This window comes from Leptospira kmetyi serovar Malaysia str. Bejo-Iso9 (assembly GCF_000243735.2).
Lineage (GTDB): Bacteria > Spirochaetota > Leptospiria > Leptospirales > Leptospiraceae > Leptospira > Leptospira kmetyi.
In genome coordinates, this window is sequence record NZ_AHMP02000003.1 from 1,920,363 (window position 1) to 1,945,809 (window position 25,447).

The following is a 25,447-nucleotide window of genomic DNA, read 5'->3' on the forward strand; positions in this document are numbered from 1 at the left end:
TTCAGTCCAGAAGTTTTTTACCGATCTGGCAGAAAGTTCGCTTAACGATCCGCGTTAAACGAAGTAATCTTTCGAAAAAGAGAATTCAAAAGGAATATTACAAATTCTTGATTTCGGAATGAACATACGTTTATAGGTCTATTTCGGAAGAATCACGTGAAAGATCGTTCTACCCGGTTCCGATTCGAGTTCGATTCTTCCGTCGTGTTTTTTTACGATCCTTCTGGAAATGTCAAGCCCGAGTCCGCTTCCTTCTCCCGGTCCCTTGGTCGTAAAGAACGGATCGAAAATTTTCTCCCGTACCTCGGGAGGAATTCCGGGTCCGTTATCCTGAATCGAAACTCGAACCTCATTCTTTTGATCGAGAATGGAAATTCTGATCTTTCCCTTAAACTTCATCGCTTGCAAAGAATTATAGATCAGATTGGTCCATACTTGTACGAGATCGTCCGGATACGCTGCGATCATAGGTCTGCTTGGAAAATCCAGTTCAACGTCGACTCCGCCCTTGATCTTATTGTGATAGATCGTGAGTACGGTTTCGATGTTCTCCGCAAGATCGGTGACTACCTTTCCTCTGCTTTCTTCCGTGTCGATATGCGCGTAGTTTTTCAACGCGTAGACGATCTTGGAAGTTCTATCCACCGCCAATCGGATCGAAAGAATATTCTTATACGTTTGAACCTCTTCCAAAGCGAACTTTATCAAAGGATAATGTTTCGGATCGGCAAACAAAGACGGAAACTCTTCGAGTGCGAAAGGAAGTCCGTTGTCGATCATTCGATCCGCGATGTCGTGCGCGTTTTCGAAACCGAGACCGGATAACTTCGTTCTGATGGAATGAAGCGTCGCCCTTTTGGTCTCGCGCGAAAAAATACTTTCCTTGCTTTCGATCCCTCTGCGGATCATCTCCGAAAGATTGTGGATGAACTCGGCTCCCACGGAAGAAAACTCGGAACCCATTTGTTCCATTCGATCCGCGGAAGTATTTAAGTAGGCCCTGAGTTCTCCGCTTAAGGCCGCGATTGCGCCTAACGGATTGTTGATCTCGTGCGCGATACCCGCGACAAGTTGTCCGAGCGCGGCCATCTTTTCGGAAAGAATCAACTGTTCCTGAGTTTTCTGCAAATTCTCAAGAGCGGTCGCGAGTTCGGAAGTCCTGACCTTAACGGCCTTTTCCAATTCTTCCTTGGCTTCCTTTCGTTCCGCGTTTAATAAAAGTTGTGTTACTTGTTCCGCAACCGTGACCACGAATTGTTTTTCGTATCCTCTCCAACGTCTGAGTTCGCCCGTATGTTCCAGACAAACCACTCCCTTGATCTTTCCTCTTAAAAAGAACGGTGCGTCGAGCAAGGAACGAATTCCCAAAGGATTGCTGTACGTCTCGGTCAATTCGGAAGTGCGCGGATCGTTGACCACGTCGGTCGCGTCTATAAAACGATCGCTTTGGATCGCCTCGAAGTATTTCGGATATTGTTTTAGATCGAGTTCCATTTTTTCAGGATGAGACTGCGTTTTTCGATCCCATCCCGCGATCATATTCCATACATTCGAATTTTCTTTATTAGAAATCCAGATTGTAGCTCGGTCGCAATCCGCGACCTCCGAAGCCATGATCGCGATCTTTCTCGAACCCGCTTCGAGATCCCCCGTTACGAATTCGGAATCGGTGGCCATCTCCATCAACGCCTGCGCGTGTAAGGCGATTCTTCTCGCTTGTTCTTCCCGATCCCGGGACGCGGCCTTGAGTTGTGTGATGTCCCTCGTAATCGCGATGACAAGGGAAGAATCTCCCACCTTGACCCTTCTCGCGGAAAAAAGAGTGTCCACGATCTCGCCGCTTTTCTTTTTAAACTGAACCTCGTAGTCCCGTATGATTCCTTCCGAACGCAGGATTTCGATCGCCTTGTCTCGTTCGCGGACGTCGTTCCAGATTCCGAGTTCGACCGGAATTTTGCCGAGCACTTCTTCTTTGGAAAATTCGAGCATCTCCGAAAAGTGCTCGTTCACCTGAACGTAAGTTCCGTCGGATAGATCGTTGATCGTGATCGTATCCGGGTTCATCTCGAAGATCATCTCGAAGAGGTCCTTGCTTTCCTGCATCTTCGCGAAGTATTCGTTGCGTTCGGACTCCATGCTCTTTTTGTCCGTAACGTCGATGAGCAAGGCGAGCAACATGGGTTTTCCGTCCAATTGAAAAACCCTGTTCCCCGAGAGAACGTGTTTCAAACTTCCGTCCGAGGCTTGGATCGTCGCTTCGAGGCTTGCGGTCCAACCTTTCTCTTCCAATTCCTTTTTGAGTTTGGCTCGGTCGATCGGAGTTCTCCAGATCCCGAGTTCCATCGAAGACTTTCCTATGATTTGTTCGCGAGTGTATCCGATCAGATCGCAATACGACTGATTGACCTGTCGATAGATTCCGGTTTCGAGTTCGGATAAGGAAACCGCGGCCGGTGTGAGTTGGAAAAGTTTTTCGAAAAGGTCCTTGCTTAGTCGTAGTTCTTCGTCGAGCTTTCTTCTTTCCTCTTCGGATTGTTTTTTTTCCGTGATGTCCGTTGCGAGAGAGATGACTTGTTTTCTTCCGTCGACGTCGATGACCCTTGCGGAATAAAGAATCGGGACCACGGTTCCGTCCGAAGCCTGGTAGACCGTTTCCAAATTCTTCACTTCGTTTTTTTTGGACAAGGCTTCGTAGACTTCGCTTCTAAAATTCGCGGACTTATCCCAGATATGAATTTCGGGAGTGGTTTTGCCGATGACCTGTTCCCGGGTCATCCTCGCCATTTCGAGAAATCTTTCGTTTACGTCCACGATGGTTTTGTTTTCCCAATCGGTGAGCACAAGCGCGGAAGGAACGAGTTGGAATAATTTTTGAAAAAGACTTTTGCTTCGTTCCAATTCCTTCGCGAGGTTTTCGAGATCGGAAGCGGATTCCTTGAGATCGGAAATATCGTGACCGATGGAAAGAATTTTTTTCTCACCGAAGGAATCGATCATTCTTGAGGAGAATAGGATCGTCTTGATCGTACCGTCGTAGGCTTTCAGTTTCACTTCGAGATTTTCTACGATCCCTTGTTCCCTCAGTTTCTGAAAGATCAAGGCTCGATCGGCGAGGTTATAATAAAATCCGAGATCCAAGGGAGTTTTGTTCAAGACCTCTTCTTTCGGTTTGCCGATGTATTCCAAAAATTTTTGGTTCACGTCCAAATATTCGCCGTCGTCTTTTGACAGAGTGATCGCGGAAGGATTCATCTGAAAGATCTGGCTGAGAATTTCTTCCTTTTCCCGAACCTCGTCGAGAAGTCTTTGTTTCTCCCTTTCTTCCTTGATCCGATCCGTCATCGGAACAGTGATGCTTAGGAGCGCGGCCTTGCCCTTGTATTCGATCGGTTGCGCGGAAAAAAGTCCCCAGAACTCCGTGCCCTTCGTGGTTTTAAACGGCATCTCGATGCTATCCACAAAACCGTCCCGTTTCATGATCGAAAGAACGGTTTCTCTTACTTCGGGAGAAAACCAAACTCCGAGTTCAAGAGTCGTTTTACCGATGATCTTATCGAGATCGTATTCGATCTGTTCGGCGAATCTTCGGTTTACTTCCAGAAGTTTTCCCGTTTCGATTTCGGAGATCGCCATCGGAAACGGATTGAGAACGAAAATTCTCCGCAAGGCTTCCCAACCTTCTTTGATTTCCTCATACAACTTCGCCCGGACTTCCTCGTTTCGTTTTTGTTCGGAGACGTCGCGGACGATTCCCCAGATCGCGGTCGGCCGTTTCGTTTCGTCTTGGATTACGTATGTTTTTACGCAGATGGGAAGAATTCTCCCGTCCTTACGTTGATAATCCTTATCGAATTCGTGGGAATAACCCGAGGACAAAAGATCCTCTTGGAAAATTCTTTTTTCCACCGAATTCCAATGAGAAGGCGCGAGGGACCAAAAGCTGTCCTTCTTCAATTCCTCCATAGAATAACCGGTGAGAGTTTGAAACGCAGGATTCGCTTCCAGGAAATTTCCTTCCAAATCGGCGATCGCGATTCCGTCCCGACTGGTTTCGAAAATCTGGCGAAAGAATTCCGAGTTTAATAAATTTGAGTCTAGGGCTTTCATGAGTCGGGATATATTAAAAGACGTTTAAATGTTAAAGAGATCTCGAAAAAGGAAAAACCATTTTATGACGGATTCCCGAAATTTTCGAGTCTCATTCCGTTTCGAAAACGAAATAATCGGACGGATTTCAGGAGAGAAAGGGAGAATTCAAATTCTTCTTAAGGTCCGGCGACACAACGAACATACAGAGTATTGCTCTTTCCGTTTCCGCCGATCAGACCCGAATTGAAGAATACGGCCCAAGCGTAGGTGAGATTGGTTTTCGGCGTGGAAGAAGTCCAATAATACTGGGAAACGGTTCCAGGAAAGTAAGTCGCATTAATGGAAGGATTGGTGACCGTATAATCCACGATGCTCTGTAGTTCGTTTACGTTCGGCAACCTCCAAGTGCGTCCCGCGAGATTCAAACCGTTGCAGTACGTAAGAGCGGATTGCCAAGAACTCGTTCCGCCCGAACCCGCGCCGCCTTGCCAAACCAAACCGCTTCGATTGTCCGTAACCGTACCGTCTCCGTTGTTCGTAAGAGAAGGAGCGGAAAGAGAAGTTCCCGAAACGCAACGAACTGCCATCGCCGCCGATAAAGAATTCAACTGATCGTAAAAACCCGCGTTTATTTGAATGTACCAACCCGTGTTCGCGGGGCTCGGCGCATACGGAGTTCCCGAATAAAAGTTTACGTTCGGGCTTCCCGGAAAGTTCGCAGTGTCGACTCCGGTCGGATTTTCTATATTGGAGAATCGAGCCAGTTCGTAAATCGAAGGCATTCTCCAAGTTGTAATCCCCGCGTAACCCGATCCGGCGTTCTGAGAATTCAACGCGGAGCAAGTGGAATCGACGGAAGGAAACGGGATGCTCGAAGCGGTTCCCGTTCCGCAAGCGGGACCGCTCAAACCTTCGGGACAGGTTTTCCAAATCAAACCTCGAATCGCGTCTAACGTGGTGTAGTCGTTCGTATAAATCGGATGTGCGGTCGGACCGACAAAACTTCGGTTGGAGGGAACGCTCGTAAAGTCCGCGTCTTGACTCGGATAACCCGCGTTCGCGCACGCGATATTGGTCGATGTATCGTAACAAACGGTCTGCCCCGTATCGGAAACCTTATCGGGAGAAAACGGGGAAACGGCGGGAGGAATATTCTCCAGACAACCCGCGTTTTGGTGAAGCACGCAACGCAACGTGATCGTATCCAACCAGGCCTTTGAGTAAGGAATTTCAGGATTGTACGGGTCGAACGACGCTTTGCACGAAATCGAAAACAACAGAAGGAATAAAAACGCGGTTCGAAACATAATCTTATTTAAACGAATCCGATCAAACGATAGTCAATATCTTTTTGACAGAGTCGTCTTATTATATCCGCTCGTACGGATTTATAAGACAATAATATCGAAAAATCGGAAAAGTCCGTCGATCCTTTGTTTTGGACAACGGACCGCGGGTTTCTTTTTGGATCGGAAAAATCGGATCGGAATCAACCGCGTCGATTCGGGAACGAACGACAAAAACGCAATGTCGCATTAAAAAAATCGGATCGAAACGATCGGGCTAAAAAAGAATCAAATTTTTGTTATATGTTTTGTTAAGGCGTCCCGATGTCTTTCTTCAGCTCACGACCGAACCGTTGTTCTCTTGGATCACGTGACCGTCTTCGAGAATCATACGGATCAAACGAGTCATCTCCACGGAATATTCCACGTTTAAGTGTTTGGTCACACCTTCGCAGAATCCGTTGATGATGAGAAGTTTCGCGTCGTCTTCGGACAAACCTCTGGATTGAAGATAAAAAAGCTGATCCTCGTCGATTCGGGAAACGGTCGCCTCGTAGTTTAAGGTTCCGTTTTGTCCCGACACGTCGTTGTAAGGATACGCGTGCGATTGGGAACGGTTGTCCATCATCAGACCGTCGCATTTCACGTGAGAATAGGAATTCTCGGATCCTGCGGTGAACTTGACGAGCCCTCTGTAGGAGTTCACTCCTCCGTCGAGAGAAACACCTTTTGCTAATATATTGCTTCGCGTATTTTTACCGACATGAATGATTCTCGCGCCGGTGTCTTGGATCTGTCCTCCGCCTGCAAACGCGAGAGAAAGAATATCTCCCGTGGAATGATCTCCTTGCAGAACGATTCCCGGATATTTGACCGTGTTGGCTCCGATGTTCACGTCGGTCCAGGTGATATGACCTCTTTCATGGCATAACCCGCGTTTGACGGTCCAGTTATACATGTTCTTCTTCCAGTTCTGGATCGTTGTGTAAAAGATCTTCGCGTTTTTATGCGCGACGAGTTCCACGACCGCTGTGTGAAAGTTCGTTCCCTTGTCTTGAACGGAAGAACAACCTTCCGAGTATTCGATCTCCGCGCCTTCATCAGCAATCAATAATGTTCTTTCATACTGACCCGAAGAAGCCGCGGTCACTTTAAAATACGCTTGAAGAGGCATGGGAGTTTTCACGCCTTTCGGAACGAACGCGAACGATCCTCCCGAAAAAACACAGCTGTTCAAAGCGGAGAATTTATTATCGCCGACGCTGACTACGGTTCCTAAATATTTTTTTACGATTTCGGGATATTCTCGAATCGCGGTGTCGATGTCGCAAAAAAGAATTCCGAGTTCGGTTAATTCTTTTTTTACGTTTGCGTAAACGGTTTCGGAATCGTTCATCGCTTCGATTCCAGCGAGATACTTTCTTTCGTGTTCGGGAATTCCCAAACGTTCGAAGGATTTCAAAACCTCGGGATCCACTTCGTCCCAGGATTTTTTCTTCTGTTGATTGGATCCGATATAATGCGTATAAGAATCGATGTCCACGTTGAAGTTGGGAAAAAATCCCCAAGTCGGCATCGGTTTTTGTTCGTAGATTTCGAAGGCTTTGAGACGAAATTCGGTGAGCCAAGCGGGCTCATTCTTAATATGAGAAATGGATTCTACGACTTTGCGTGTGAGACCTTTCGGAAAATTATCGGGGCGGTAAAAGCGATCTTCGTTAGCGGATTGTTTTTCCAGAACTTGTTCCATTCTCCGTTTCCTCCGGATATTAGACATCGGAAATGCGATCGAAAGAATGCATTTCGCTGTGTTTCAAAATCGAACTACAGCCCTTCGCGACTTTTACGGTCAACGAGTCTCTCAAGTGCCAGAATCCGCAGGCGGACGCCTGCGGACAGGAAAAAACTCGATTTACTGAGTGAATTAGTTCACTGCAGAGAAATAGTCTTTGGATTTTTGAGGATCCGCGACCATTGTTTTCTTTCCTTCATCCCAGTTCGCAGGGCAAACTTCGCCGTGTTTTTCAACGAATTGGAACGCCTTGATCAAACGAATCGCTTCGTCGATATTACGTCCCACGGGAAGGTCGTTGATGGTCGCTTGGCGGATTACACCGGCCGGGTCGATGATGAAAGTTCCTCTCAGAGCGACTCCACCGTCGGTTAAAACGTTGTAATCTCTGGAGATGGACTTCGTAAGATCCGCGATCAAAGGATATTTGATATCGCCGATTCCGCCTTCTTTTTTAGGGGTGTTTTTCCAAGCTAAGTGAGTGAAAGCCGAATCCACGGAAACACCGAGAACTTCCGCTCCGAGTTTTTTGAATTCCGCAAGTTGGTTATCGTATTCGATGATCTCAGTCGGGCAAACAAAGGTAAAGTCGAGGGGGTAAAAGAATAGAACCACCCATTTTCCTTTGTAATCGGAAAGTTTAATTTCCTTAATTTCTTTTCCAAGAACAGCTTCTGCTTTAAAGTCCGGCGCTAGGGATGTAACCTGAGGCATTTTGTTTCTCCTTTGTGAATTTTACTTTGAAACTTAGACCCTTCCATAGTATCTCCTCAGCCCTCGGAAGCAAATATTTTTTAGAATGATTCTAATTTTTTTTCAATTCTAAAAAATTGGGTCGGAACTACGGCCTTTTCGAAAAAGAATTTGAACCCGGCCGGATGTCGGATCGCCGTACAGCGACGAAATCGGAATTTGTGGTAGTTCCTACATTTCCAAAAACGACGGGAGGATTCTCCCGTTCCCTTTCAAAATCGATTTTTAAAACGTAAGAGTTCCCACAGTTTCCGAAAAAAAACCGAAAGAACCGGGAACAATTCCCAAAACCGTCTCGACTTTCCGTTTCAATCGAAAGAGTCTAATGAACATGGTAGAAACCGCGCTGATCATTCTCCTCTGTTGCACCACCTTAGTCGGTCCGAGAACCGGGGTTTACGACCAAGAACTCAACTACTGTTCGCCCCGCCCGAACTGCGTTTCCAGCCAGAGTTACCGATACAATTTCGTGCATCATATCGACCCGTTTCGATACACCGAGGAAAAGGAAGAAGCCTTCCAAAAACTAAAACAAAAGTTGGAAGCCGCCGACCGGGTCAGCGTTTTGGAAGTGGACGGATCTTATATCAAAACCCGATTTTATACGAGGGTCTTTCATTTTCCGGACACGGTTGAATTTTTCTTTGAGGAGAATTCAAAGACGGTTCAGATCCGTTCCGAATCCATTTTGGGTCTTTTCGATTTTCTCGCCAATCGACGAAGAATGAATCAGCTTCGCGAGGAACTCGGTTGGGAATAAAATAGAATTCAATTCTATTGGAATATTCTAAAATTATAAAGTACTCAAGCTGGCAAACCGCAATTCGATCCCAAACCGACGAGTTTTCGAAGCGGTTTTTTTTTCAAGAACGTTCACGGCGGACCGTCGACTTCCTCGATCTTCAAATCGTCGTTGTAAACGTTTCCCGAAGAAATACTCGGAGGCGCGTATAAACCGAAATGCAGTTGTGCGATCGTCTTTTTTCTGCAATAGACTTTCGCTTCGGAAACGAGGGTTCCATTCTGCCAAACCCGAACCAATCCTTCCGGATTGGAAAAATCCACGTAGATCTTCAGTTCCACCCATTGCGATTTCGGAAACGTAAGAGAAGTCGTTTGAAAGGAGGTTTGTTTCAAGCCCATCCACGGAACGTGCATTAGGTGGACGAAACCGTCGTAACTCAAATTCACGAGGACCGGACTATTCCAGTTATCCGAAGAATCGTCCGCGATGGTGGCAAAGCTGAACCATTCGTTTTCGGGGGACATCTGTTTGAGATTCATATCCAACCAGACGTTCATCGTAATCAGAACCGGAGTTATAAAACTTCCTCCGGACGTTTTGTGTAATTGGATCGTGGGATAACCCCGATGATTGTTATTCACCAAAAGACTTCCCGGAATATAGGAAGAATACACCCAACCCTTATGAGACTTCGCGCCGGTCTTCACCTGTTCCGTAGAAAGATCGTGAGAACAACTTCCGTGATAATTCTGTGGAACGATATAAAAGTTCGAAAAGTCGGAGATGGATTCGAAGGAAGTAAAAAACGTCCGATTGGACTGCGTTCGAACCAGATTGGCGGAAGGCGCGCACTGAGCTTGGTTGTATGCGGCCGCGAACAAAAACAGATTCTCCGTTTGTTTTTGAGAATCATCCGTGTTGCAACCCGCAAACCCGAACAACAACGAAAACGACAAAAGAATCGTCACGATACGAAATCGCGGGATCGGCTTGGAAAATTCTTTGTTAAAAACGCTCATATCCTTTTCAACAGTCGAGGCCCGATTCTTTTTTGATTTTGGAATTCTTTTTGAAAGTTATAGAAACAAAACCCGCAAAGCCGAACATTCTTCGTTTCAAAAACCGGACTCTGAACGAACTTCGCGCCTTAAGTTTTTAAAAGAAGAATGTCGCTTAACAATTTCAGCCCTTCAAGAAACTCATCGTTTCCTGAAGATTTTTCGCGATCTGTAAAAGACTGACCGCGCTTCCCGCGATCTCTTCGGAGTTCGCGGCGCTGTTTTGAACCGTGATCGAAATATTGGAAACCGCGTTTGCCGTTTCCGCGATCGCGACCTTTTGTTCCTTTACCGAATTGCGGATGTCCTCCGATTTAGTATCGACTTGATCGACTCCCGAACGGATCTTTTCCTTCTTCTGCTGTTGCAGTTCCATCGTCGCAACGATTTGATTGGAAGAATCCTTCAGATGTTCGAGTCCCGTTAGAATCTGCGCGTAAACGGTCACGGAATTTTCCACGATCTTTCTTCCGGTTTCGATCTCCGCGTTGCTCGTTTTGATCAATTCTTCGATGGTCATCGCGCTTGAATCCGTTTGTTCCGCGAGTCTCGTAATCTCGCTCGCTACGACCGCAAACCCGCGCCCGTGTTCTCCGGCTCTCGCAGCCTCGATCGCCGCGTTTAACGCGAGTAAGTTGACCTTCTCGGAAATTTCCTTGATGATCGCGGTGATCGATTGCATTTCCACCGAACTGTTTTCGATCTTTTCCATACTTTCGGAAAGATCGCCCATCGTCTTTTTGCCCGAATCGGTTTTGAGATACATCTCCGAAATCTTTTCCAGAGAATTCTTAACCGCATCCCCGACCTTGTTGATCATCCCTTCGAGTTCGCGCATTTCCCCATTGAACGAAGAAATCAAAGCGTATTGGGATTCCGCGTTCTTATTTACGTATTCCATACCGGAGCTAATCTCTTCCACCGATGCGGAGATTTCCTCCACAGAAGCGGACTCGGATTGTGCGTTCGAAGAAAGGTGATCCGCGGATTGGGAAAGTTGTTCGGAAGATGCCACGATACTTTCCGAAAAGTTCAGGATCGTATCCAACATCTCCTTTACCTTGATTTGAAACGAACGAAACGCCATCAAAAGAAGATAGAGTTCGTCTCTTTTTCTTTGATCCTCTTGCACTTCCACGGGATGCGAAAAGTCGGCGTTGTTGATCGCACTGCTCACAGTGGTTAAACCTTTGACCAATTGAATCGAATACACCACGGCGATAAGAAGAATATAACTGAGGGTGATTCCGGAAAGAAGAATGAACACGAACCAGCTGAACGCGAATTCCTTTTCCGCTTGGATATAAATCGCGTCCGTGATTCTCAACTGAACCTGAATCAGCTCTTCGATCTTTTCCGTAACCGGATCGATCCTCGGATACAAACGATTGTCCGCAAAAACTCCGAGTTCTTGGAAGTTCTGCGTGGTCATGAGTTCCCTGGCTTCGGCCACGGCCGCGTTCGAATCGGCGAAAAGCGGCGTCAATTCCTTGATGATCGCTTCTTCTTCGGGAACAAGATGGGTTGCGCTGTACGCGGCCCATTCTTTTTGAATTCCGGTCGTCGCCTTATCCAGATTGGCGACACCTTCGTCCGGAGTGAACTTGCCGCTTCTTACCTTATGAACGCAGTCCACGATAAAAATCGCATAAAGATCCGAAATCTTTTTCAATTGTTTTAAAGGAATCACTCTGTCATCGTAAATCGTTTCGATGTCTTCGATTCTATCCTTCGTGTTTGTCAATGCTAATGCGACAAGCAAAGCGATCGGTACCAACACCGAGCCGAAGAGAAGCATTAGTTTTTTTCGTATTCCTAATCTCTGAATGAACGTATAGATTTTTTTCATAGAATTTAAGGCGGCTCATCATAGCCTTAGAAGTTGACTCAGTCAAGTTTTTTAAAAGTGAAGACCGTTTTTACTTGTACGAGTTTATAATGTAAGCTACCTGATAGATAATGCGATGTCGTCGCCGGAAAGTTTTAGAGAGATTCTAAACGAAAGGCCTATCGAGGTCAGATATAAAGGTTTATCTTCCGTTTTCTTTCAAAGGTTGTTCATTTGTAAGAGGAAAAGAAAGCGAAAGATTACTCACATTCGTTTTGTATGCGCTTTCTTTGTGTTCGATAAGGGAAAATTCAAAAAGAAAGAACCGTTTGTATTCGTCTTAAAGAAATTCGGAATCCGTCCGTGGTTTGAATCGAATTCAATCGTTTCTAAAGCGACGTAATCAATCACGCGGCCTATAAACAATATAAGGAGCGACGATTAGGCGACCGGTTTTTCATTTCTCAGATCGCCTTGAAAGGCCTTTCCCATCACGTTCGGATAAAAGTCTTTGAGTCCTTGGATCACGAACTCGAACGGAAAATCCTCGAAAACGCCGCGGTGATTTACGTATTCCATAAACTTCTTTCCTGCTCCGTCGAAAGAATGAAAGATCGTGTCGTTCTTGCCGTCGAAATCCAAAGGAACAACTCCGAATCGTATACAAAGTTCTTTGTCGAAAACCGGAGTCGCTTTGACCCAGTTTCCTTCTATTAGAATTTCTGCATATCCGTGAAAGGCGAAAACGGTAGTTCCCAGATGACGAATCAACCGTTCGCTCGCAAGATGATTGACCACGTCCGAAAATCCGATCTTAGACGGAAAACCCAAGGCTCTCGCACCCGCCGCAAAGAGGATCGACTTCGGAATACAATAGTTCTGTCTACTTTGGGCGATCGAACTCGCCTTATAGGCTTCCTTGGAATCGGTGACTTGATACGGATTGTAACGGATTCCGTCCCGAACTCCGAGATAAAATTCCTTCAGCTTTTCCAAGGGAGAATTTTCGGAAGTCGTATGCGTTTCCAAAAACTTCTTCACTCCTTCCGAATCGTGATCGAAGTAGTAAGTCGATTTTAAATAAGGTTCCAAGGATTGCATCGAATTCCCTCTTAGAAAAATTTGAGTTCCTGTGCTATCTTTTCGCTCCGAAGATCCGCGTCCAGTCCAATCAACCGACTCTTTTCCATCGAAACGATTCGGAATCTTCCCCGATACGAGGAGTTTATTCCGGAAAGATCGGATTCTTAATTTTCTATTTTTGATATGAGAATTCATTATAAGATTGGAAATCACAAACAGATACGTATCTATTGTAAATTTGTTTTCCGGAGAGTTTTGTATGAAAGAAGTTCAGAAGCGTTTTTCCTTCGTGATCTTGATCCTTTTTGTTTTTTCGTTTTTACTCGATTGCCAAAACGAAAAAAGTTCGAATAAGGAAGATTCTTTAAAGAATCTCGCCCTTCTTACGGGTTCGTCCACTCCTTTGAAAGAGGTTACGAACGCGGATTGCACTGATCCGGCCCCGGCTTTTGCGACGTTAAACCAATCGGGAACGGGAACCTGTACGACCTGTCACAATCCGAGCAACTCAAACGCCGGTTTCGACATCACGTCCTACGCGGCCGTTCGAAATAGAATCATCGTGGGAGATCCTAAGAACAGTCTGCTTTTCATCAAAATCAATTCCGGATCGATGAGAATCTACAACAACAACTCGATCAACAAGGCCGTATTTTGTTGGATCTTGAAAGGAGCGAACCCTTGATTCTTCCCAAAAAACGAATTTTAAACACATTCGTATTTTATTCTATTTTAATGTTCTTAAGTTCGTCCGCGTTTGCGGGCGACAAAACGTCCAAGGATTGGATCGTAAAAGAAACGAAGATCCAGTTTTTGAGCGAGGCTCCCCAGGAAACGATTCGTGGAAATCTTTCCAAAGGGGAAGGAACGGCGAACTTGGAAACGAAAAAGATCTGGTTCCGAGTCGATCTGAACGATCTGAACGTTTCCAATCGTTTGATGAACCGTCACATGCACGACAATTATCTCGAAACCGAAAAGTTTCCGCTTGCGACGTTTCACGGGAACATTCTCAAGTGGGACCGAGCCTCAAAAACAGTGATCGCCGAGGGAGAATTTACTCTGCACGGAATCACGAAAAAGAATTTTAAGATCCAGGGAAGTTTCGAAGAGAAAGATAAGGAACTGACGGTCAAAGCCGATTTCGAAGTTCTTCTTTCCGATTTTAAAATCGAAATTCCTAAATTAGTGATTTTGAAACTGAATGAAAAAATCAGAATTGAAACCTTGATCGTATGGCAAAACAAAGAATGAACTCCAAGATCCGTTTCGTTGTATTCCTTTTATTTTCCGTTTTTCTTTTTGTTTCTTTTTCTCTTTCCGCCCAGGAACAAAGAAAGTCCACGTTCTTAGGAACGAGTTTAATCCACATGCCGAGCACCGAAGACGTGGGTAAAAACGGCCTCGACTTTCGTTTCAATCACAGATTCGGAGACGCAAAGTCGACTTCTTACGATTTTTTAGGTTTGGACAACGGGGCCAACACGCAACTTTCCCTGGACTACGGAGTTACCGATCGGGTCACGCTGGGAGTCGCAAGAACTTCCTTTCAAAAAACATACGAAGCGAGAGGAAAGGTTCGTTTGTTGACTCAGGATTCGAGCTTTCCGATTACGGTGAGTTTCTTCGGAGTTTTCGGACAGGAAACCCAAGAACAAAGGATGTTCTACGGTCCTTATCTGAAAGTTTCCTCGGGTAACGCCGCGTTCGATTCGGATGCGACCAAAAAATTAAACACTTACGAACTTTCGTATTCGGATCGTCAGAGCACTCTTGTTTCGTTTTTGATTTCGAGAAAATTCAGCGATTACTTTTCGCTTCAACTTTCTCCCATGTTCGTTCATAGAAACTTCGTTAAAGATCATCTCTCCAACGATAGATCGGGCTTGGACGTTTCGTTTCGGATTCATCTTTTCAAACGTTTGGATTTTACGTTCGGAACCATTCTTACTCCGAAACGGGATTACATCGGAGATTCGTACGCGACCGAAGATCGAAAAACAAAGATCAACGGTGTGGAATATTCCGCTTCCGAGGTCAACGATCTGATCGCGAGAGGAAAGACGATCGACGCGGCGATCAACAACATTCTTCTTTCCAAACCCGTGGAGTATATGACGGTTCCTTTGAGTTTCGGCGTGGACTTTGAAACCGGAGGTCACGTGTTTCAGTTATTCGTGACGAACAGCAGAACGATCGCGCAGACCCAGTTGTTACGCGGAGCCGATTACGATTACGGCAAGAAAGAATGGACCGTGGGTTTTAACATCCATCGTTATTTTTCTCTGGAAAGTTCGGACAACAACACCGCCCAGAAATCGAACTAAAGAAGAAGAATCGCCGGACGTCAACCGCCCTTAGCCATCAGATATTTTTCCATGAACTCGGTGATGTCCTTGATGTTCCGGTTGATCATCTTTCTGAGTTCGGGCGGAATGTTTTGGGACTTGATGACCCGGTAGTAGTTCAGCGCGTTTTTCAGCATTTTTCTTCTCGCGAACTCCTGCGCCTTTACGAGCATAGGTTTGTATTTATAGTATGAGTATTCCATAATACTATAATTCTTCGAAAGTTTAAACGCGTGCGGTATCTTTCCGAAATCGTATGTGAGAGTGAGAAACGGTGCGTCGTCGACTTCCGGAGGTTTTAACTCTAGAATCCCGTGGATCATTCTCGGTTCTTCTTCCTTCGGTCCGCCTCCGGATTCTTCCCCGCCGCCTTCTTCGTCTTCGGTTTCTTCTCCGAGAGGTTCCAGTCCTCCTTCGAGAACTTCTATTTCGGGTGCTTCGTCGGGTTCCGGTTCCGCACCCGCGGGTTGGCGTCCGAGATGAGGAATTTCGGGTACGGTGGATTCTCCGGTCTTTTGATATTCCGGATCGGGCAATCCTATTTTAGGAAGTTCTAATGGTTTAAATTCTTTTTCGGGCGCTTCGGAAGTTGGCGCGGCTTCGTATCGAACTTCTCCGGTTGGCGCAGGGCTCGGCGCCGAAGGCGCGGGTTCTTCGGGAGGTCGTACGGTTTTATCTTGCGGTTCGGGAAGTCGAATCGGTACGAGTTCGATCTTCGGTATGACCGGAGCTAAGAACGGCGGAAGTTCATCGCGAGTCGGAGCCTCCGGCCAATCGTGGTCTTGCGGCTCCGGCGTTGTTTGAGGTTCGGCTTCTCTTTCCCTCTTTTTTTGTTCTTCTTTTTGTTTGAGATAATCGTCTCTGAGTTTAAAAAGATCCTCTTTTCTTCGATCGTCGCCTTGTCTGCGGTCCTTTCGGTTCGGATCTTCTCCGCGGCGATCGCTTCCCGATCTTCTGCTTTCTCCGGTTCTTCGATCGACTAAGGGTAAGTCTTTGAACTTCTCCCATTCTTCCGAAAAGAATGTGTCGTCGGGAAGATCCATTGCGTTCGGATCGAGATGTTCTTGGCGAGACGGTTGTGTTGGGGGAGAGCCTCCTCCACCGCCCGGAAATCCGCCACCACCGCCTCCTGGTCCGCCCGAGGATGGGGTTCCGACCCCGGCGCCACCACCCGCGCCTCCGCTTCCTGCGCCGCCCGTTCCTGGAGATCCGGAAGGAGTTCCCACATCTCCACCGGTTCCTCCACCTCCCCCAGACGCACCACCACCTCCTCCGCCGCCGCCGGGACCGCCCATAGGAAAGGTCGGATAAACGGCTCCCCCACCCGCAGGAGAATCGGGGCTCGGTGGAGAAATACTTCCCGGAGGAAGAGAAGGACCGGGACTAAAGATATGATAAGAAACCGGACCGGGCGGTAAACTTCCGGGCATGGTCGGAGGACCGGGCAAAGCCCCGGGATCCAAAGGAGAAAGAGGAAGACTGATCGGGTTTCCGAACCCTTTCGAGATCGTATCGCCTAACGACTCGCTGATGTCCTTGATCGCACGAACCAGATCCCCCAAAGGAATCGGAGGACCGTCGTAGTTATCGGGACGATAGACTTCCTCCTCGTCGCTTTCGAGATGATTCTGGATCTGATCGATATTCTCCTGAATCTTTCCTTGGATCTCTTCGTCGGGGACGCGGGTCTTGGTTCTTTTATAAATTTCTAATGCACCGTTGTAACTCTCCTTGTCCACCAAGGCTTCCGCGTTGATGAGGGGACGACGGTGATTCGCAAATTTAGAATTATTGCGAATGATATCATCGACCTTATTTTTCAGATCGAGTTTTGGTTTCTTTCGTAGACCGGGAATGTCTTCTTTTGATTTGGGAGATTCTCCCCTGCCGGAAGGTTGTGCGCCACCGGAAGAAGGTTGTTGTCCCGCGCCTCCCGAACCCGAGGTCGGAGGACCGCCTGCTTGGGAACCCTGTGTTCCCGGCGATGCACCCGGAGGAGAAACCGGAATTTCTTTTCCACGATCTCCGCGAACGTTAGACCCACCGCCCCCGGGTCCTCCGCCCGGTCCGCCGCCGGAAGAAGATTTTCCGGAACCGGATTCTCCCTCTTTCGGTGCGGGCTTGTCTCTAAAAAGAGTATAAGCTCCCGCCCCTGCGGATAAAAGACCTAACATGAATAAGAGGAGTGTTGTCATAGGGAGAAGCTACTGTTCTTAAAATCGACAAACGCAGATACCAATCTTGAACCCGTTCGGACTTCTTTTTGTAATTGACGTCATGTATGTATAGTATATTTCTGACTTATGAAAGCTTCGGTTCGGGCAAACTTAAGTTTTGGATCCAGTCCAGACAATCCGGACGGACTTCAATTGAAAATCACCTTTGACGAAGATACACAATCTGCATACGGTGACTTCACTTGTCCGGAAAAGTTTCAAGGTCAGCCAGATGTAATCCATCCGGGAATTATATCTACGATCTTAGACGAAATCATGGTGAAAATCAATGAAGCCATGAATTTCAAAACAACCACGGGTGAGCTTACGATTCGTTTTTTACAGCCTGCCTTCGTCAATCAACCTCTTCACTTGCGCGGATGGTTCGTGAAGAAGAACAAAAAAGTGATTGAGAACAGAGCGGAAATCGAAAACGAAATCGGTAAGATCGTCGCACGTGGAAAAGGCAAGTACATCGAAGTAGACGACTGATCTTTACTTCCGCAATCAAACCGCCGATGTGGTGAAACTGGTAGACGCAGTGGATTCAAAATCCACCGGGGGCAACTCTGTGTCGGTTCGAGTCCGACCATCGGCAAGATTTTAGAAATTCAAAATTCACCGACGCAACCAAGCGTCGGTTCCAGTCGCCCCATCAGGCAAGATTTTAAACCAACAACAAACATATGACTCGAAGCGAGTTTTGGGCGTCTCCCACTTCGTGGGACCGCGCTTGGTCCGCGCTCCGGCTTACGCCTTCGGTCTCTCCTAGGGAGAGACCGCTACGCGCGCTCCCCATCGCTGACGCATTGAAATCGGACTCGCTTGTCGGAGATACGACAAGGACGATGTTCGGATCCCACTTGACTTCCTGACATTTTTCTGCTATGGAAATTTTTGCGAAATTTCCCACAAGCCCGCCACCGCCACCCAATTCGGGTGGGGGCCGCAGTTTTACGAAAAAATTGTCGGAGCTCCGACAAAATCGCCCTCGCAAAAAACATTCAAAAAACGGAATATTCTTCAGTAACTTTTATTGGCAAAAATTCTCGTGAAGATCGGATTTCGATCCTTGGACGCGACCAACTCGGCCACGCAACAAATCAAAACCACAAAGGCCAACACGAAGGAAATCCCCGCATCCCCTTGAAATCCGAGAACGGAAATATGAGAACCGATCGCGCCGATCATGATTACGGTCGCGATCATCGCGCCCAACCAACTCGTTTGCGGAATGAGTAACAACAACACGACTCCGAGTTCAAAGAAGCCGACCACGTAACGGCCGAAGGGTTCCGCGTCCAACGCCGTAAAGGTGGCGATCGAACGATCGGCGCCGGAAAGTTTAAAGTAAAACGCCGGAATCAAAATCACAATCGCGACGATTCTTGCCGTCCAATCCAGGATTTTTTTCATAGACTTTACTCCAATCAGGGTCCTTATTCTAACAATTCCGGAACGAACCTTCAAGGACTTTTCGAGGATCGCCTAAGCCGTTTCGAACTTTCCGTTTCGTTTTAACGCGTCTTCGAAAAAATCCTTCTCGATCCGATCGATCGATTTCAGAATCAATTTCATTTCGAAATCGGAAAGACCTTGAAAGAGTTCTTCTCCTTTTTGAAGAATGGCAAGACCTAAACGAATCCCCTCCACTTCTTCGGGAGTATATGTTTTAGGTTTGCTTTCCATTTTGGAAACGATCGCCTTCATCATAGAAACGATCTTGCCTAAGAGTTCCTTGTTGGAAAGAGTTTCGAAAAGTTTTACGATATCCTTTCTGAATTGATCGGCTTCCTTCTTGGGAACCTGAGCGATGATTCTATCAAATACCATGTCGTCCATCGGATCGTTACCGGCTCTCAATTCTTCCTTGGTGAATTCGAACATTAAGGTTTCGAAATGTCTTGCGGTAAGATAGGAATTCAACGCCGCAAAACCGGTCTTAAACGCGGCGCCGAGATGCCTTCCGAAACTGAACGCGGCCGCGCCCAAAGAACCGATCAAACCGAAAACCTTCGACGGACTATGAACGAATCCGGAAAGAGAATGAAAGGCTCCGTCCAAAAGAATTCTTCCCTCGTATTCGGGATAAAGAAGTTCGAGAAAATATTTTAAAAGAGTATCGATCACGGATCTCGGAATCGATTTCAATTCCGGATAACGTTCCAAATTGGAAACGCTATATCTTCGAATCAAAGAGGAACGATAAGCCCGAATCAAAACGGGAAAATCCGGATCCTTGAGAAAATTTTTCATATACCGGAAGGATGAGATTCTTCCCCGAAGAGTAAACCAAAAAAGAATTAGGATTTAAAACTGGATAAGAATTGAAGTGCCGCGTCGGCAGGCATAGGTTTGCTGTAAAAATAACCCTGTCCCTTATCGCAACCTTCCTTCTTCATCAACTCTCCGACTTCCGCGGTTTCGATTCCTTCCGCAACGACGGTCATACCGAGTTTGTGACCGAGATCGATCGCGGCTTGACAGATGAACAACGCTTCCTTATCATACGGAGCGACGCTCACAAAGGATCGATCGATTTTGAGTTCCGTAAACGGATAACGGTGGATCTGTTTCAGGGAAGAATAACCGATTCCGAAATCGTCCACCGAAAGTCCGATGCCTCGAATCCGAATTCGGGTGAGAATGTCCAAGGTCGAAGTTATGTTTTCCAACAACTGAGTTTCGGTAACTTCCACGATGAGTTGATTGTTTTTTAAACCGAAACCCTCGATCATCTTAGAAATCGTTTCGGGAAGAATGAGTTTATTCAGACTCACCGGAGACACGTTAACCGCCACAGCAATCCCCGGAAATTGTTTGTTCCAAATCGAACACTGACCCAAGGCTTGTAAAATCAGCTTTTCGGTCATCGCGTCCATCAAACTCGGATACGATTCCAAAGTGGGAATAAAAGAATCCGGAAAAACCAAACCACGATGAGGATGCGACCAACGCACCAAGGATTCGAAACCGGAAACGGTTCCCGTTTTAAAATTGATCTTGGGTTGATAAAAAAGTAGGAATTGATCTTCTCGAATCGCTTGTTCGATTTCTTCCGCGGTGATCGCGGACGCCGGTTCCTGCGCCGCTCTTTTACCCGCGACGAACGAATTCGACGTCTCGTTTTTTTTATCGGAGATGAGACCCGTGAGAACTCGTTGGTATTCCTGAATTCGAATCGGCTTTTCGAGAACTCCCGAAATTTTCAAACCGTATTGAATCGCAAGAGCCTCGGCGCTTTGTAGAACCCTGCGGTCCGCGCCGCTGATCAGAATGACGGAAACGGCTAATTTTTTTCCGGACAACATCCGCAAAACATCGACTCCGTCCACACCGGGAATCATAAGATCCAAGATGATATATTGCGTGCTTTCGCTTAGCTTTTCGAAAAACATTCCCGCTTCGTGCGCGATCGTAACCTCAAATCCGCATTGTTTGGCGAGATCTCCGAGAATACCGGCGATTTCTTCCTCGTCGTCTAAAATGAGTAGATTGGGTAACGTAGGCGGGTTCATAATGAATGGCTAATTTATAATCCGCCTAAATGATTCTCAAGAGATTTTCGAGATATGGGCCAAGGGATTTCCAAAGAATTTTCTAAATCGGCTTGTTTTGCAGAAGGGGAAAAGTAACAAACGTTCAGGTTAGAATTCGACTTCTTTGCGTTCATCACGATCTCCTTCCATTTCGAAAAATTCTCCACCCAATTTTCGGAGAATACGATCGTTTCCGAGTCGATCTTCGAAAGATTCGATTCGAAAGAACGTAAATCTTCGAATCGGCGTACGTTTGCGCCGAAACTCTGAAAGAGATAAGACGTTCTTTTGGAAGATTCTCCTCCCTTTGTAAAATAAAAAATTTTCTTAGATCCGTTCCAAGATTTGATACCTAAGGGTCGTGCGTCGGATTTTAAATCTTCGATCGGAAGATAAACGTAAAAGTCCGAACCGTAGCCGAAATGAGATTCGAAAACGATTTTGCCTCCGCTTCTTTTTACGAAACCGAAAACCATGGGAAGCCCAAGCCCCGAACTTTTTCCCTTCGGTTTTGTGGAAACGAAGGGTTCGAAAATTTTATCCGCAAGATTCGGATCGATTCCTTTGCCGTTATCCGCGATCCTAAGAAAAAAATAATTTCCTCTGTCCAGGCCAAGAGTTCTCCATTCCGCTTCGTCGTTCGCCAAAATCGTATCGGTTTCTACCAGAATCGTTCCGCCGTTTTCTTCAAGCGCTTCTTTCGCGTTTTGAAGCAAGTGCATTAGAGAATTTGCAAATTCGCTTCGATCGATTCTGCAAAGATTGCCGCCCGGTCCGGGTTCGAAAACCACGCGAACGTTTTCTGGAAAAACGTCGGATGGTTTTTCCAGATACTCCGCGATCAAACGATTCGGGTCTTCCGCTTCCGGATGAAGGGATTGTTTTCGAGAGAAGTTTAGCAATTTCTTATTTACTTCCGCGCCCCGCATCACCGCGTTTTGTGCGGAACGAATCCGGTTTAAAACGTCGGGTTGTTCCTTACATTGCATTTCGAGAAGATCCAAATTCGCGATGATGATGTTTAGAATATTATTAAAATCGTGTGCGATTCCTCCGCTGAATTGGGAGATCGTTTCCATTCGAAGAGAAACCGGATCCGTCGCCGGATCGTTTTCCGGCTTGTTTTTTTCTGAATTCAAAAGTTCATAAAACGTTTTTCCGAGGGAAAAGGCCGAAAGAATTTTCTTTTCAAGAGTTTTTTGAAAACCGGCTTTGATAGCGTTCGATTCGATCTCTTCGTTCGGAAGACCGGAAATCAATACGGCCGGAACGTTAGGCGCAACGGATCGCAACTCTTGCATCAAATCGATTCCGGTCGTCGATCCTAAAAAATGATCGATCACGAGAATTCGATACGAAGAGGGATTCGAACGTAACTCCGCGAACGCGGCGCTCGCATCCTTACATCGTTTTATATTATATTTCGGAAAAGGGATTTCGTTTACGTATTCCTGAAAAAGAATCGAATCTTCTTCGTCGTCTTCAATCAAAAGGACGCGGATCTCGTCCTCGTTCGAAGAATCGGAGTTAAACAATGGGAAGCTCCACGATCTCAAGCCAGTATTGTCCTAACGTTCGAATCGTTTCCATAAACGCGCCGAATTCCACGGGTTTTCGGATAAAAGAATTCGCGCCCAAATCGTAGGTTTGAAGCATATCCTCTTCTTCCCGGGAAGTCGTCAAAACGATGACCGGAATTTTTTTGAATTCCGGAATGGATTTGATCGTCTTCAAGGCCTCTCTTCCGTCCATACGGGGCATGTTCAGATCCAGAAGAATGATTCCAGGTCTCGGATACTTTAGAATATCAGAATATTCTCCTTTGTTTTGAAGAAATTCGAAAAGTTCCTCCCCGTCCTTTACGAAATGAAGCGGATTGATCAGATTGTTATCCCGGAATCCGTCGCGCATCAACAGACGATCGTCCGGATCGTCCTCGGCGACGAGTATATGAATCGAATTTTGATTTTTGACTTCGGGTTTCATATTTGTTAAACCGACGTGAGAGCGCCCGGAAGATCCACATAAAACGTGGAACCTTTTTGCGGAACGCTTTCCGCGTAAATTCTCCCTCCGTGAAGTTCTATGATCTTTTTACAAACGGCAAGACCGATTCCGTTTCCTTCGTAGTCTTCCCTGCTGTGCAATCTTTGAAAGAGCGTAAATATCTTATCGCCGTGCTTTTTGTCAAAGCCGATTCCGTTATCCAAAAACGTAATTTGAATCCAATTCGGTTCCGTAGGATGCGGAACGCATTGAATGATGACCTCGGGCGATTCGCTTTGATTGAACTTGAGTCCGTTCTTGATCAGATTCTGAAACACCATTCCGATTTGAGAGGGATCGCACCAAGTAAATCCGATCGGAGAATGGATCACCTTTGCGTTTTTTTCCTTCGTGTAAATTTCAAGATCTCCGATCGATTCTTTTAGGATCTTACTCAGATCCGTAAACTGAAACGGCTTCGCTTTGCTTTTGATTCTCGAATAAGATAAAAGACCTTCGATCAGATTCGACAAACGATTGGCGGAAGAGGACATTCTTTGCAGATAATCCACGGACTCGGCGTCGAGGTTCGAAGTTTTTTTCAAAAGACGATCGCCGAACGCCATGATTTTTCGCAAAGGTTCCTGAAGATCGTGCGAAGCGATAAACGCAAAATCTTCCAAGTCCGCGTTCGATCTCTGAAGTTCTTTCGTCAGATTCTCGAGTTTGATCTGAGCCTTTTGAATTTCTGTGATGTCCTTTCCCGTCGTATAAACTAACCCGTGTTCGGCGGACACGGTCGTTTTCCAAAGAATCGTTTTGACCTGTCCGTTTTTCGCGACGTATCGCAACGAAACGGAAAGATTTTTCTTATCCATTCTGAACTTGTTACGAAGTTCGATCATCGAGTCCTTGTCGTCCGGATGAACGATTTCGGTAAGATCCAAAGCGTTCAGTTCTTCGCGAGAATAACCGAGCACCTCTTCCCAAGCCTGATTGCGTTCGATCACCTGACCGTCCGTCGTGGAAAGTTGGAACATGTCCCCGGACAATTTAAAGAACTGATCCTTTTCCTCTTCGGCTTCCTTGTTCTTAAAAAGAACCTCGATCTGATCCGCAATCAATTCAAACATTTGAATATAAGAATTTACCGAATCGAGTTCCATATTCGTACAGAACTCCAGAACGTAACTTTCATGGCCCGTTCTCAGAGGAACGGCGATCCACGATTTGATTCCGGTTTGAACCGCCGAAAGCGTGCGTTTAAAACTTCTTTCCTTTTGAATATCCTGAACAAACCGGATTTTTCCCGTGGAAAAAACCTTTCCGATCATTCCTTCGCCCGGAGAAAAAACGGTTTCAAAAGAAGCCATTCTAAAACGGACAAAGATCGCTTCGATTGAATACCAAGGAGAATTTTCCTCGAGCACGAGCTTTCCGTTTTGAAACCTCCAAATCTGAGCGAAACTCCAGGAAGTTCCTTTGCAGATCGCCTCCAAAAGGATTTCAAAGGATTCCTTTACGTTGGACGCTTTAGGAATTTTGAATGCGATTTCTCGAAGAATGTTCTGCTCGGTTTCCCTTCTTCTTTTTTCCGTGATGTCCTGAAAAAAAACGGAGATGCCTTCCTCAAACGGAAACACGCGAAACTCGACTACGTTTCCCGTGTCCGCTATTTTGTATTCGAACGTCAATGGATTACGGGTTTGAACCGCGAGTTCGTATTTTTCCCTGAAAAATCGGGCGGAAGGTTCGGGATAAAGATCCCAGATCACTCTTCCGATCAATTCTTCTTTAGATTTTCCTAATATGGCCAAGGACTGTTCGTTTGCGGAAATAAATCTCCAATCCCTGGAAAGAGCGAAATACCGATCCGACATGCTTTCGATCAGGGATTGTTTTTCAGCGCGGTTTTGTTTAAGCGCATACGTCGTTTCGATCGTATCCGAAACGTTAGTCAACATCGCGAGAACCGCGTACGAATCGCCGAACGGAATCTGATTCGTGGTGATTTTCATATAAAGAATTTTTCGATCCTTTCTCCAATGTCTCCAAATTCCTCTGGATTGGATTCCCGATTCTTTGGCGTAATTTTTGATCAGACTTTCCATCTCGGACCGATCCTCTTCGGGTCGGATTTCCAAAAGATTCATCTCGGAAAATTCCTTTCTCGAAAATCCGTAGAGATAAATCGCCGCGTCGTTCACCGCAAGGAAACGCAACGTGGACGGATCGAATAAGAACGCGGGTTGCGGAAGTTTGTAAAAGATGGATTCCACCTTCGCGCCGTTCTGCGAAAAATCCTCCGCTTCGCCTTCTCTCGTCAGAATTTCGAACGTATAAAGTCTGTATCTGGATTCCGTTTCTCCGAAAGCGGGTTCCCAAAAAAAACGGAGGATATGCCGGTCTCCGAATAGCGTATCAAAGTATTCTGAATCTTGAATGTGTTTGAATAGGATTTTTTCCGTAAAGTCCGCGTAGTTGCGGATCTTTCCGTGAAGACGAAATAAAAAAGAGGAGAACGTATCGGGCTCCCGATCGAAACCGTGAAATCCCCAAAAACGGATACATTCTTCCGAAAAAAGAAGTTTCCCGGAAGGACGTTCTTCGAGTATGCAGATTTTATCATGAAAGGAAGAAATTTCCGAAGAAAATTCTTCCAAGGATTTGATTCCAGATGGTTGCATGGTGTTCGCCGAAGAAGGACAATTCTAACTTCTTTGC

General features: G+C 46.2%; 19 protein-coding genes and 1 tRNA gene. 6 read left to right on the forward strand and 14 right to left on the reverse strand.

What is annotated here, in order from left to right; translation table 11 throughout:
- Positions 1-138: 138 nt before the first annotated feature.
- The 4 genes from LEP1GSC052_RS11355 to LEP1GSC052_RS11370 all read right to left on the reverse strand — a co-directional run bounded on the left by LEP1GSC052_RS11355 (position 139) and on the right by LEP1GSC052_RS11370 (position 7,881).
- Entirely contained in the window at positions 139-4,107 is a 3,969-nt protein-coding gene (locus LEP1GSC052_RS11355; RefSeq protein WP_020986802.1) for a PAS domain S-box protein, read from the reverse strand.
- Between the two features lie 158 nt (positions 4,108-4,265).
- Positions 4,266-5,396 carry an Lcl C-terminal domain-containing protein gene (locus tag LEP1GSC052_RS11360; protein ID WP_010574113.1) on the reverse strand — a complete coding sequence of 377 codons (1,131 nt, stop codon included), beginning with the start codon at positions 5,394-5,396 and terminating at the stop codon, positions 4,266-4,268.
- A gap of 313 nt (positions 5,397-5,709) precedes the next feature.
- Positions 5,710-7,125, reverse strand: coding sequence for a Fe-S cluster assembly protein SufB (sufB, locus tag LEP1GSC052_RS11365; protein WP_010574112.1), 1,416 nt, complete (start codon positions 7,123-7,125; stop codon positions 5,710-5,712).
- Positions 7,126-7,299: 174 nt separating this feature from the next.
- The gene (locus tag LEP1GSC052_RS11370; RefSeq protein ID WP_010574111.1) at positions 7,300-7,881 is read right to left on the reverse strand and encodes a peroxiredoxin; all 582 of its coding nucleotides are present in this window, start codon (positions 7,879-7,881) and stop codon (positions 7,300-7,302) included.
- 364 nt (positions 7,882-8,245) lie between these two features.
- Between LEP1GSC052_RS11370 and LEP1GSC052_RS11375 the strand changes: the two genes are divergently transcribed.
- Complete coding sequence (locus LEP1GSC052_RS11375; RefSeq protein WP_010574110.1) at positions 8,246-8,680, forward strand: DUF1499 domain-containing protein; 435 nt, start codon at positions 8,246-8,248, stop codon at positions 8,678-8,680.
- A 113-nt stretch (positions 8,681-8,793) separates the two neighbouring features.
- On the opposite strand, the gene LEP1GSC052_RS11380 is transcribed toward LEP1GSC052_RS11375, so the two are convergent.
- The 3 genes from LEP1GSC052_RS11380 to LEP1GSC052_RS11395 form a co-directional block, all read right to left on the reverse strand.
- A complete protein-coding gene (locus tag LEP1GSC052_RS11380; RefSeq protein ID WP_010574109.1) occupies positions 8,794-9,684 on the reverse strand; it encodes a heparin lyase I family protein in 891 nt (296 codons plus the stop codon).
- A gap of 163 nt (positions 9,685-9,847) precedes the next feature.
- A complete protein-coding gene (locus LEP1GSC052_RS11385) occupies positions 9,848-11,521 on the reverse strand; it encodes a methyl-accepting chemotaxis protein (protein ID WP_010574108.1) in 1,674 nt (557 codons plus the stop codon).
- Between the two features lie 471 nt (positions 11,522-11,992).
- Positions 11,993-12,652 (reverse strand): transglutaminase-like domain-containing protein, encoded by a 660-nt coding sequence (locus tag LEP1GSC052_RS11395; protein WP_020985856.1) that lies wholly within the window; start codon positions 12,650-12,652, stop codon positions 11,993-11,995.
- Positions 12,653-12,893: 241 nt separating this feature from the next.
- Here LEP1GSC052_RS11395 and LEP1GSC052_RS11400 point away from each other — a divergent pair, with 241 nt between their 5' ends.
- From LEP1GSC052_RS11400 to LEP1GSC052_RS11410, 3 genes are read left to right on the forward strand one after another with little or no spacing between them, the layout of a single operon-like run.
- On the forward strand, positions 12,894-13,319 hold the full coding sequence (locus LEP1GSC052_RS11400; protein WP_010574105.1) for an LIC11213 family lipoprotein: 426 nt from the start codon (positions 12,894-12,896) through the stop codon (positions 13,317-13,319).
- A 50-nt stretch (positions 13,320-13,369) separates the two neighbouring features.
- On the forward strand, positions 13,370-13,888 hold the full coding sequence (locus LEP1GSC052_RS11405; protein WP_084492270.1) for a YceI family protein: 519 nt from the start codon (positions 13,370-13,372) through the stop codon (positions 13,886-13,888).
- Entirely contained in the window at positions 13,885-14,961 is a 1,077-nt protein-coding gene (locus LEP1GSC052_RS11410) for a DUF5777 family beta-barrel protein (RefSeq protein ID WP_040913505.1), read from the forward strand. Before LEP1GSC052_RS11405 ends, LEP1GSC052_RS11410 begins: the two co-directional genes overlap by 4 nt.
- Positions 14,962-14,981: 20 nt before the next feature.
- On the opposite strand, the gene LEP1GSC052_RS21440 is transcribed toward LEP1GSC052_RS11410, so the two are convergent.
- A complete protein-coding gene (locus LEP1GSC052_RS21440; RefSeq protein ID WP_010574102.1) occupies positions 14,982-17,156 on the reverse strand; it encodes a hypothetical protein in 2,175 nt (724 codons plus the stop codon).
- A gap of 129 nt (positions 17,157-17,285) precedes the next feature.
- Between LEP1GSC052_RS21440 and LEP1GSC052_RS11420 the strand changes: the two genes are divergently transcribed.
- Both LEP1GSC052_RS11420 and LEP1GSC052_RS11425 read left to right on the forward strand, forming a co-directional pair.
- Positions 17,286-17,690 carry a PaaI family thioesterase gene (locus tag LEP1GSC052_RS11420; RefSeq protein ID WP_000648186.1) on the forward strand — a complete coding sequence of 135 codons (405 nt, stop codon included), beginning with the start codon at positions 17,286-17,288 and terminating at the stop codon, positions 17,688-17,690.
- 22 nt (positions 17,691-17,712) lie between these two features.
- A tRNA-Leu gene (locus LEP1GSC052_RS11425) sits at positions 17,713-17,796 on the forward strand.
- A gap of 425 nt (positions 17,797-18,221) precedes the next feature.
- On the opposite strand, the gene LEP1GSC052_RS11430 is transcribed toward LEP1GSC052_RS11425, so the two are convergent.
- From LEP1GSC052_RS11430 to LEP1GSC052_RS11455, 6 genes are all read right to left on the reverse strand, one after another.
- The gene (locus LEP1GSC052_RS11430) at positions 18,222-18,614 is read right to left on the reverse strand and encodes a MauE/DoxX family redox-associated membrane protein (RefSeq protein ID WP_010574100.1); all 393 of its coding nucleotides are present in this window, start codon (positions 18,612-18,614) and stop codon (positions 18,222-18,224) included.
- Between the two features lie 72 nt (positions 18,615-18,686).
- Positions 18,687-19,454, reverse strand: coding sequence for a hypothetical protein (locus LEP1GSC052_RS11435; RefSeq protein WP_010574099.1), 768 nt, complete (start codon positions 19,452-19,454; stop codon positions 18,687-18,689).
- A gap of 47 nt (positions 19,455-19,501) precedes the next feature.
- Entirely contained in the window at positions 19,502-20,716 is a 1,215-nt protein-coding gene (locus LEP1GSC052_RS11440; protein WP_020986570.1) for an EAL domain-containing response regulator, read from the reverse strand.
- A 14-nt stretch (positions 20,717-20,730) separates the two neighbouring features.
- The gene (locus LEP1GSC052_RS11445; protein ID WP_020986754.1) at positions 20,731-22,272 is read right to left on the reverse strand and encodes an ATP-binding protein; all 1,542 of its coding nucleotides are present in this window, start codon (positions 22,270-22,272) and stop codon (positions 20,731-20,733) included.
- Positions 22,265-22,723 (reverse strand): response regulator, encoded by a 459-nt coding sequence (locus LEP1GSC052_RS11450; protein WP_010574098.1) that lies wholly within the window; start codon positions 22,721-22,723, stop codon positions 22,265-22,267. The genes LEP1GSC052_RS11445 and LEP1GSC052_RS11450 overlap by 8 nt, the downstream gene beginning before the upstream one ends.
- Before the next feature lie 5 nt (positions 22,724-22,728).
- On the reverse strand, positions 22,729-25,410 hold the full coding sequence (locus LEP1GSC052_RS11455; protein ID WP_020986359.1) for a PAS domain S-box protein: 2,682 nt from the start codon (positions 25,408-25,410) through the stop codon (positions 22,729-22,731).
- Between the last annotated feature and the right edge of the window lie 37 nt (positions 25,411-25,447).

What these genes read in the sequence shown, in the direction of transcription:
- LEP1GSC052_RS11410 (WP_040913505.1), top strand. Translation starts at nt 13,885, where the DNA reads ATGAACTCCAAGATCCGTTTCGTTGTATTCCTTTTATTTTCCGTTTTT.
- LEP1GSC052_RS11380 (WP_010574109.1), bottom strand. Translation starts at nt 9,684, where the DNA reads ATGAGCGTTTTTAACAAAGAATTTTCCAAGCCGATCCCGCGATTTCGT.
- LEP1GSC052_RS11405 (WP_084492270.1), top strand. Translation starts at nt 13,370, where the DNA reads ATGTTCTTAAGTTCGTCCGCGTTTGCGGGCGACAAAACGTCCAAGGAT.
- LEP1GSC052_RS11395 (WP_020985856.1), bottom strand. Translation starts at nt 12,652, where the DNA reads ATGCAATCCTTGGAACCTTATTTAAAATCGACTTACTACTTCGATCAC.
- LEP1GSC052_RS11450 (WP_010574098.1), bottom strand. Translation starts at nt 22,723, where the DNA reads ATGAAACCCGAAGTCAAAAATCAAAATTCGATTCATATACTCGTCGCC.
- LEP1GSC052_RS21440 (WP_010574102.1), bottom strand. Translation starts at nt 17,156, where the DNA reads ATGTTAGGTCTTTTATCCGCAGGGGCGGGAGCTTATACTCTTTTTAGA.
- LEP1GSC052_RS11420 (WP_000648186.1), top strand. Translation starts at nt 17,286, where the DNA reads ATGAAAGCTTCGGTTCGGGCAAACTTAAGTTTTGGATCCAGTCCAGAC.
- LEP1GSC052_RS11435 (WP_010574099.1), bottom strand. Translation starts at nt 19,454, where the DNA reads ATGAAAAATTTTCTCAAGGATCCGGATTTTCCCGTTTTGATTCGGGCT.
- LEP1GSC052_RS11455 (WP_020986359.1), bottom strand. Translation starts at nt 25,410, where the DNA reads ATGCAACCATCTGGAATCAAATCCTTGGAAGAATTTTCTTCGGAAATT.
- LEP1GSC052_RS11440 (WP_020986570.1), bottom strand. Translation starts at nt 20,716, where the DNA reads ATGAACCCGCCTACGTTACCCAATCTACTCATTTTAGACGACGAGGAA.
- LEP1GSC052_RS11355 (WP_020986802.1), bottom strand. Translation starts at nt 4,107, where the DNA reads ATGAAAGCCCTAGACTCAAATTTATTAAACTCGGAATTCTTTCGCCAG.
- LEP1GSC052_RS11375 (WP_010574110.1), top strand. Translation starts at nt 8,246, where the DNA reads ATGAACATGGTAGAAACCGCGCTGATCATTCTCCTCTGTTGCACCACC.
- LEP1GSC052_RS11430 (WP_010574100.1), bottom strand. Translation starts at nt 18,614, where the DNA reads ATGAAAAAAATCCTGGATTGGACGGCAAGAATCGTCGCGATTGTGATT.
- LEP1GSC052_RS11370 (WP_010574111.1), bottom strand. Translation starts at nt 7,881, where the DNA reads ATGCCTCAGGTTACATCCCTAGCGCCGGACTTTAAAGCAGAAGCTGTT.
- LEP1GSC052_RS11360 (WP_010574113.1), bottom strand. Translation starts at nt 5,396, where the DNA reads ATGTTTCGAACCGCGTTTTTATTCCTTCTGTTGTTTTCGATTTCGTGC.
- LEP1GSC052_RS11400 (WP_010574105.1), top strand. Translation starts at nt 12,894, where the DNA reads ATGAAAGAAGTTCAGAAGCGTTTTTCCTTCGTGATCTTGATCCTTTTT.
- sufB (WP_010574112.1), bottom strand. Translation starts at nt 7,125, where the DNA reads ATGGAACAAGTTCTGGAAAAACAATCCGCTAACGAAGATCGCTTTTAC.
- LEP1GSC052_RS11385 (WP_010574108.1), bottom strand. Translation starts at nt 11,521, where the DNA reads ATGCTTCTCTTCGGCTCGGTGTTGGTACCGATCGCTTTGCTTGTCGCA.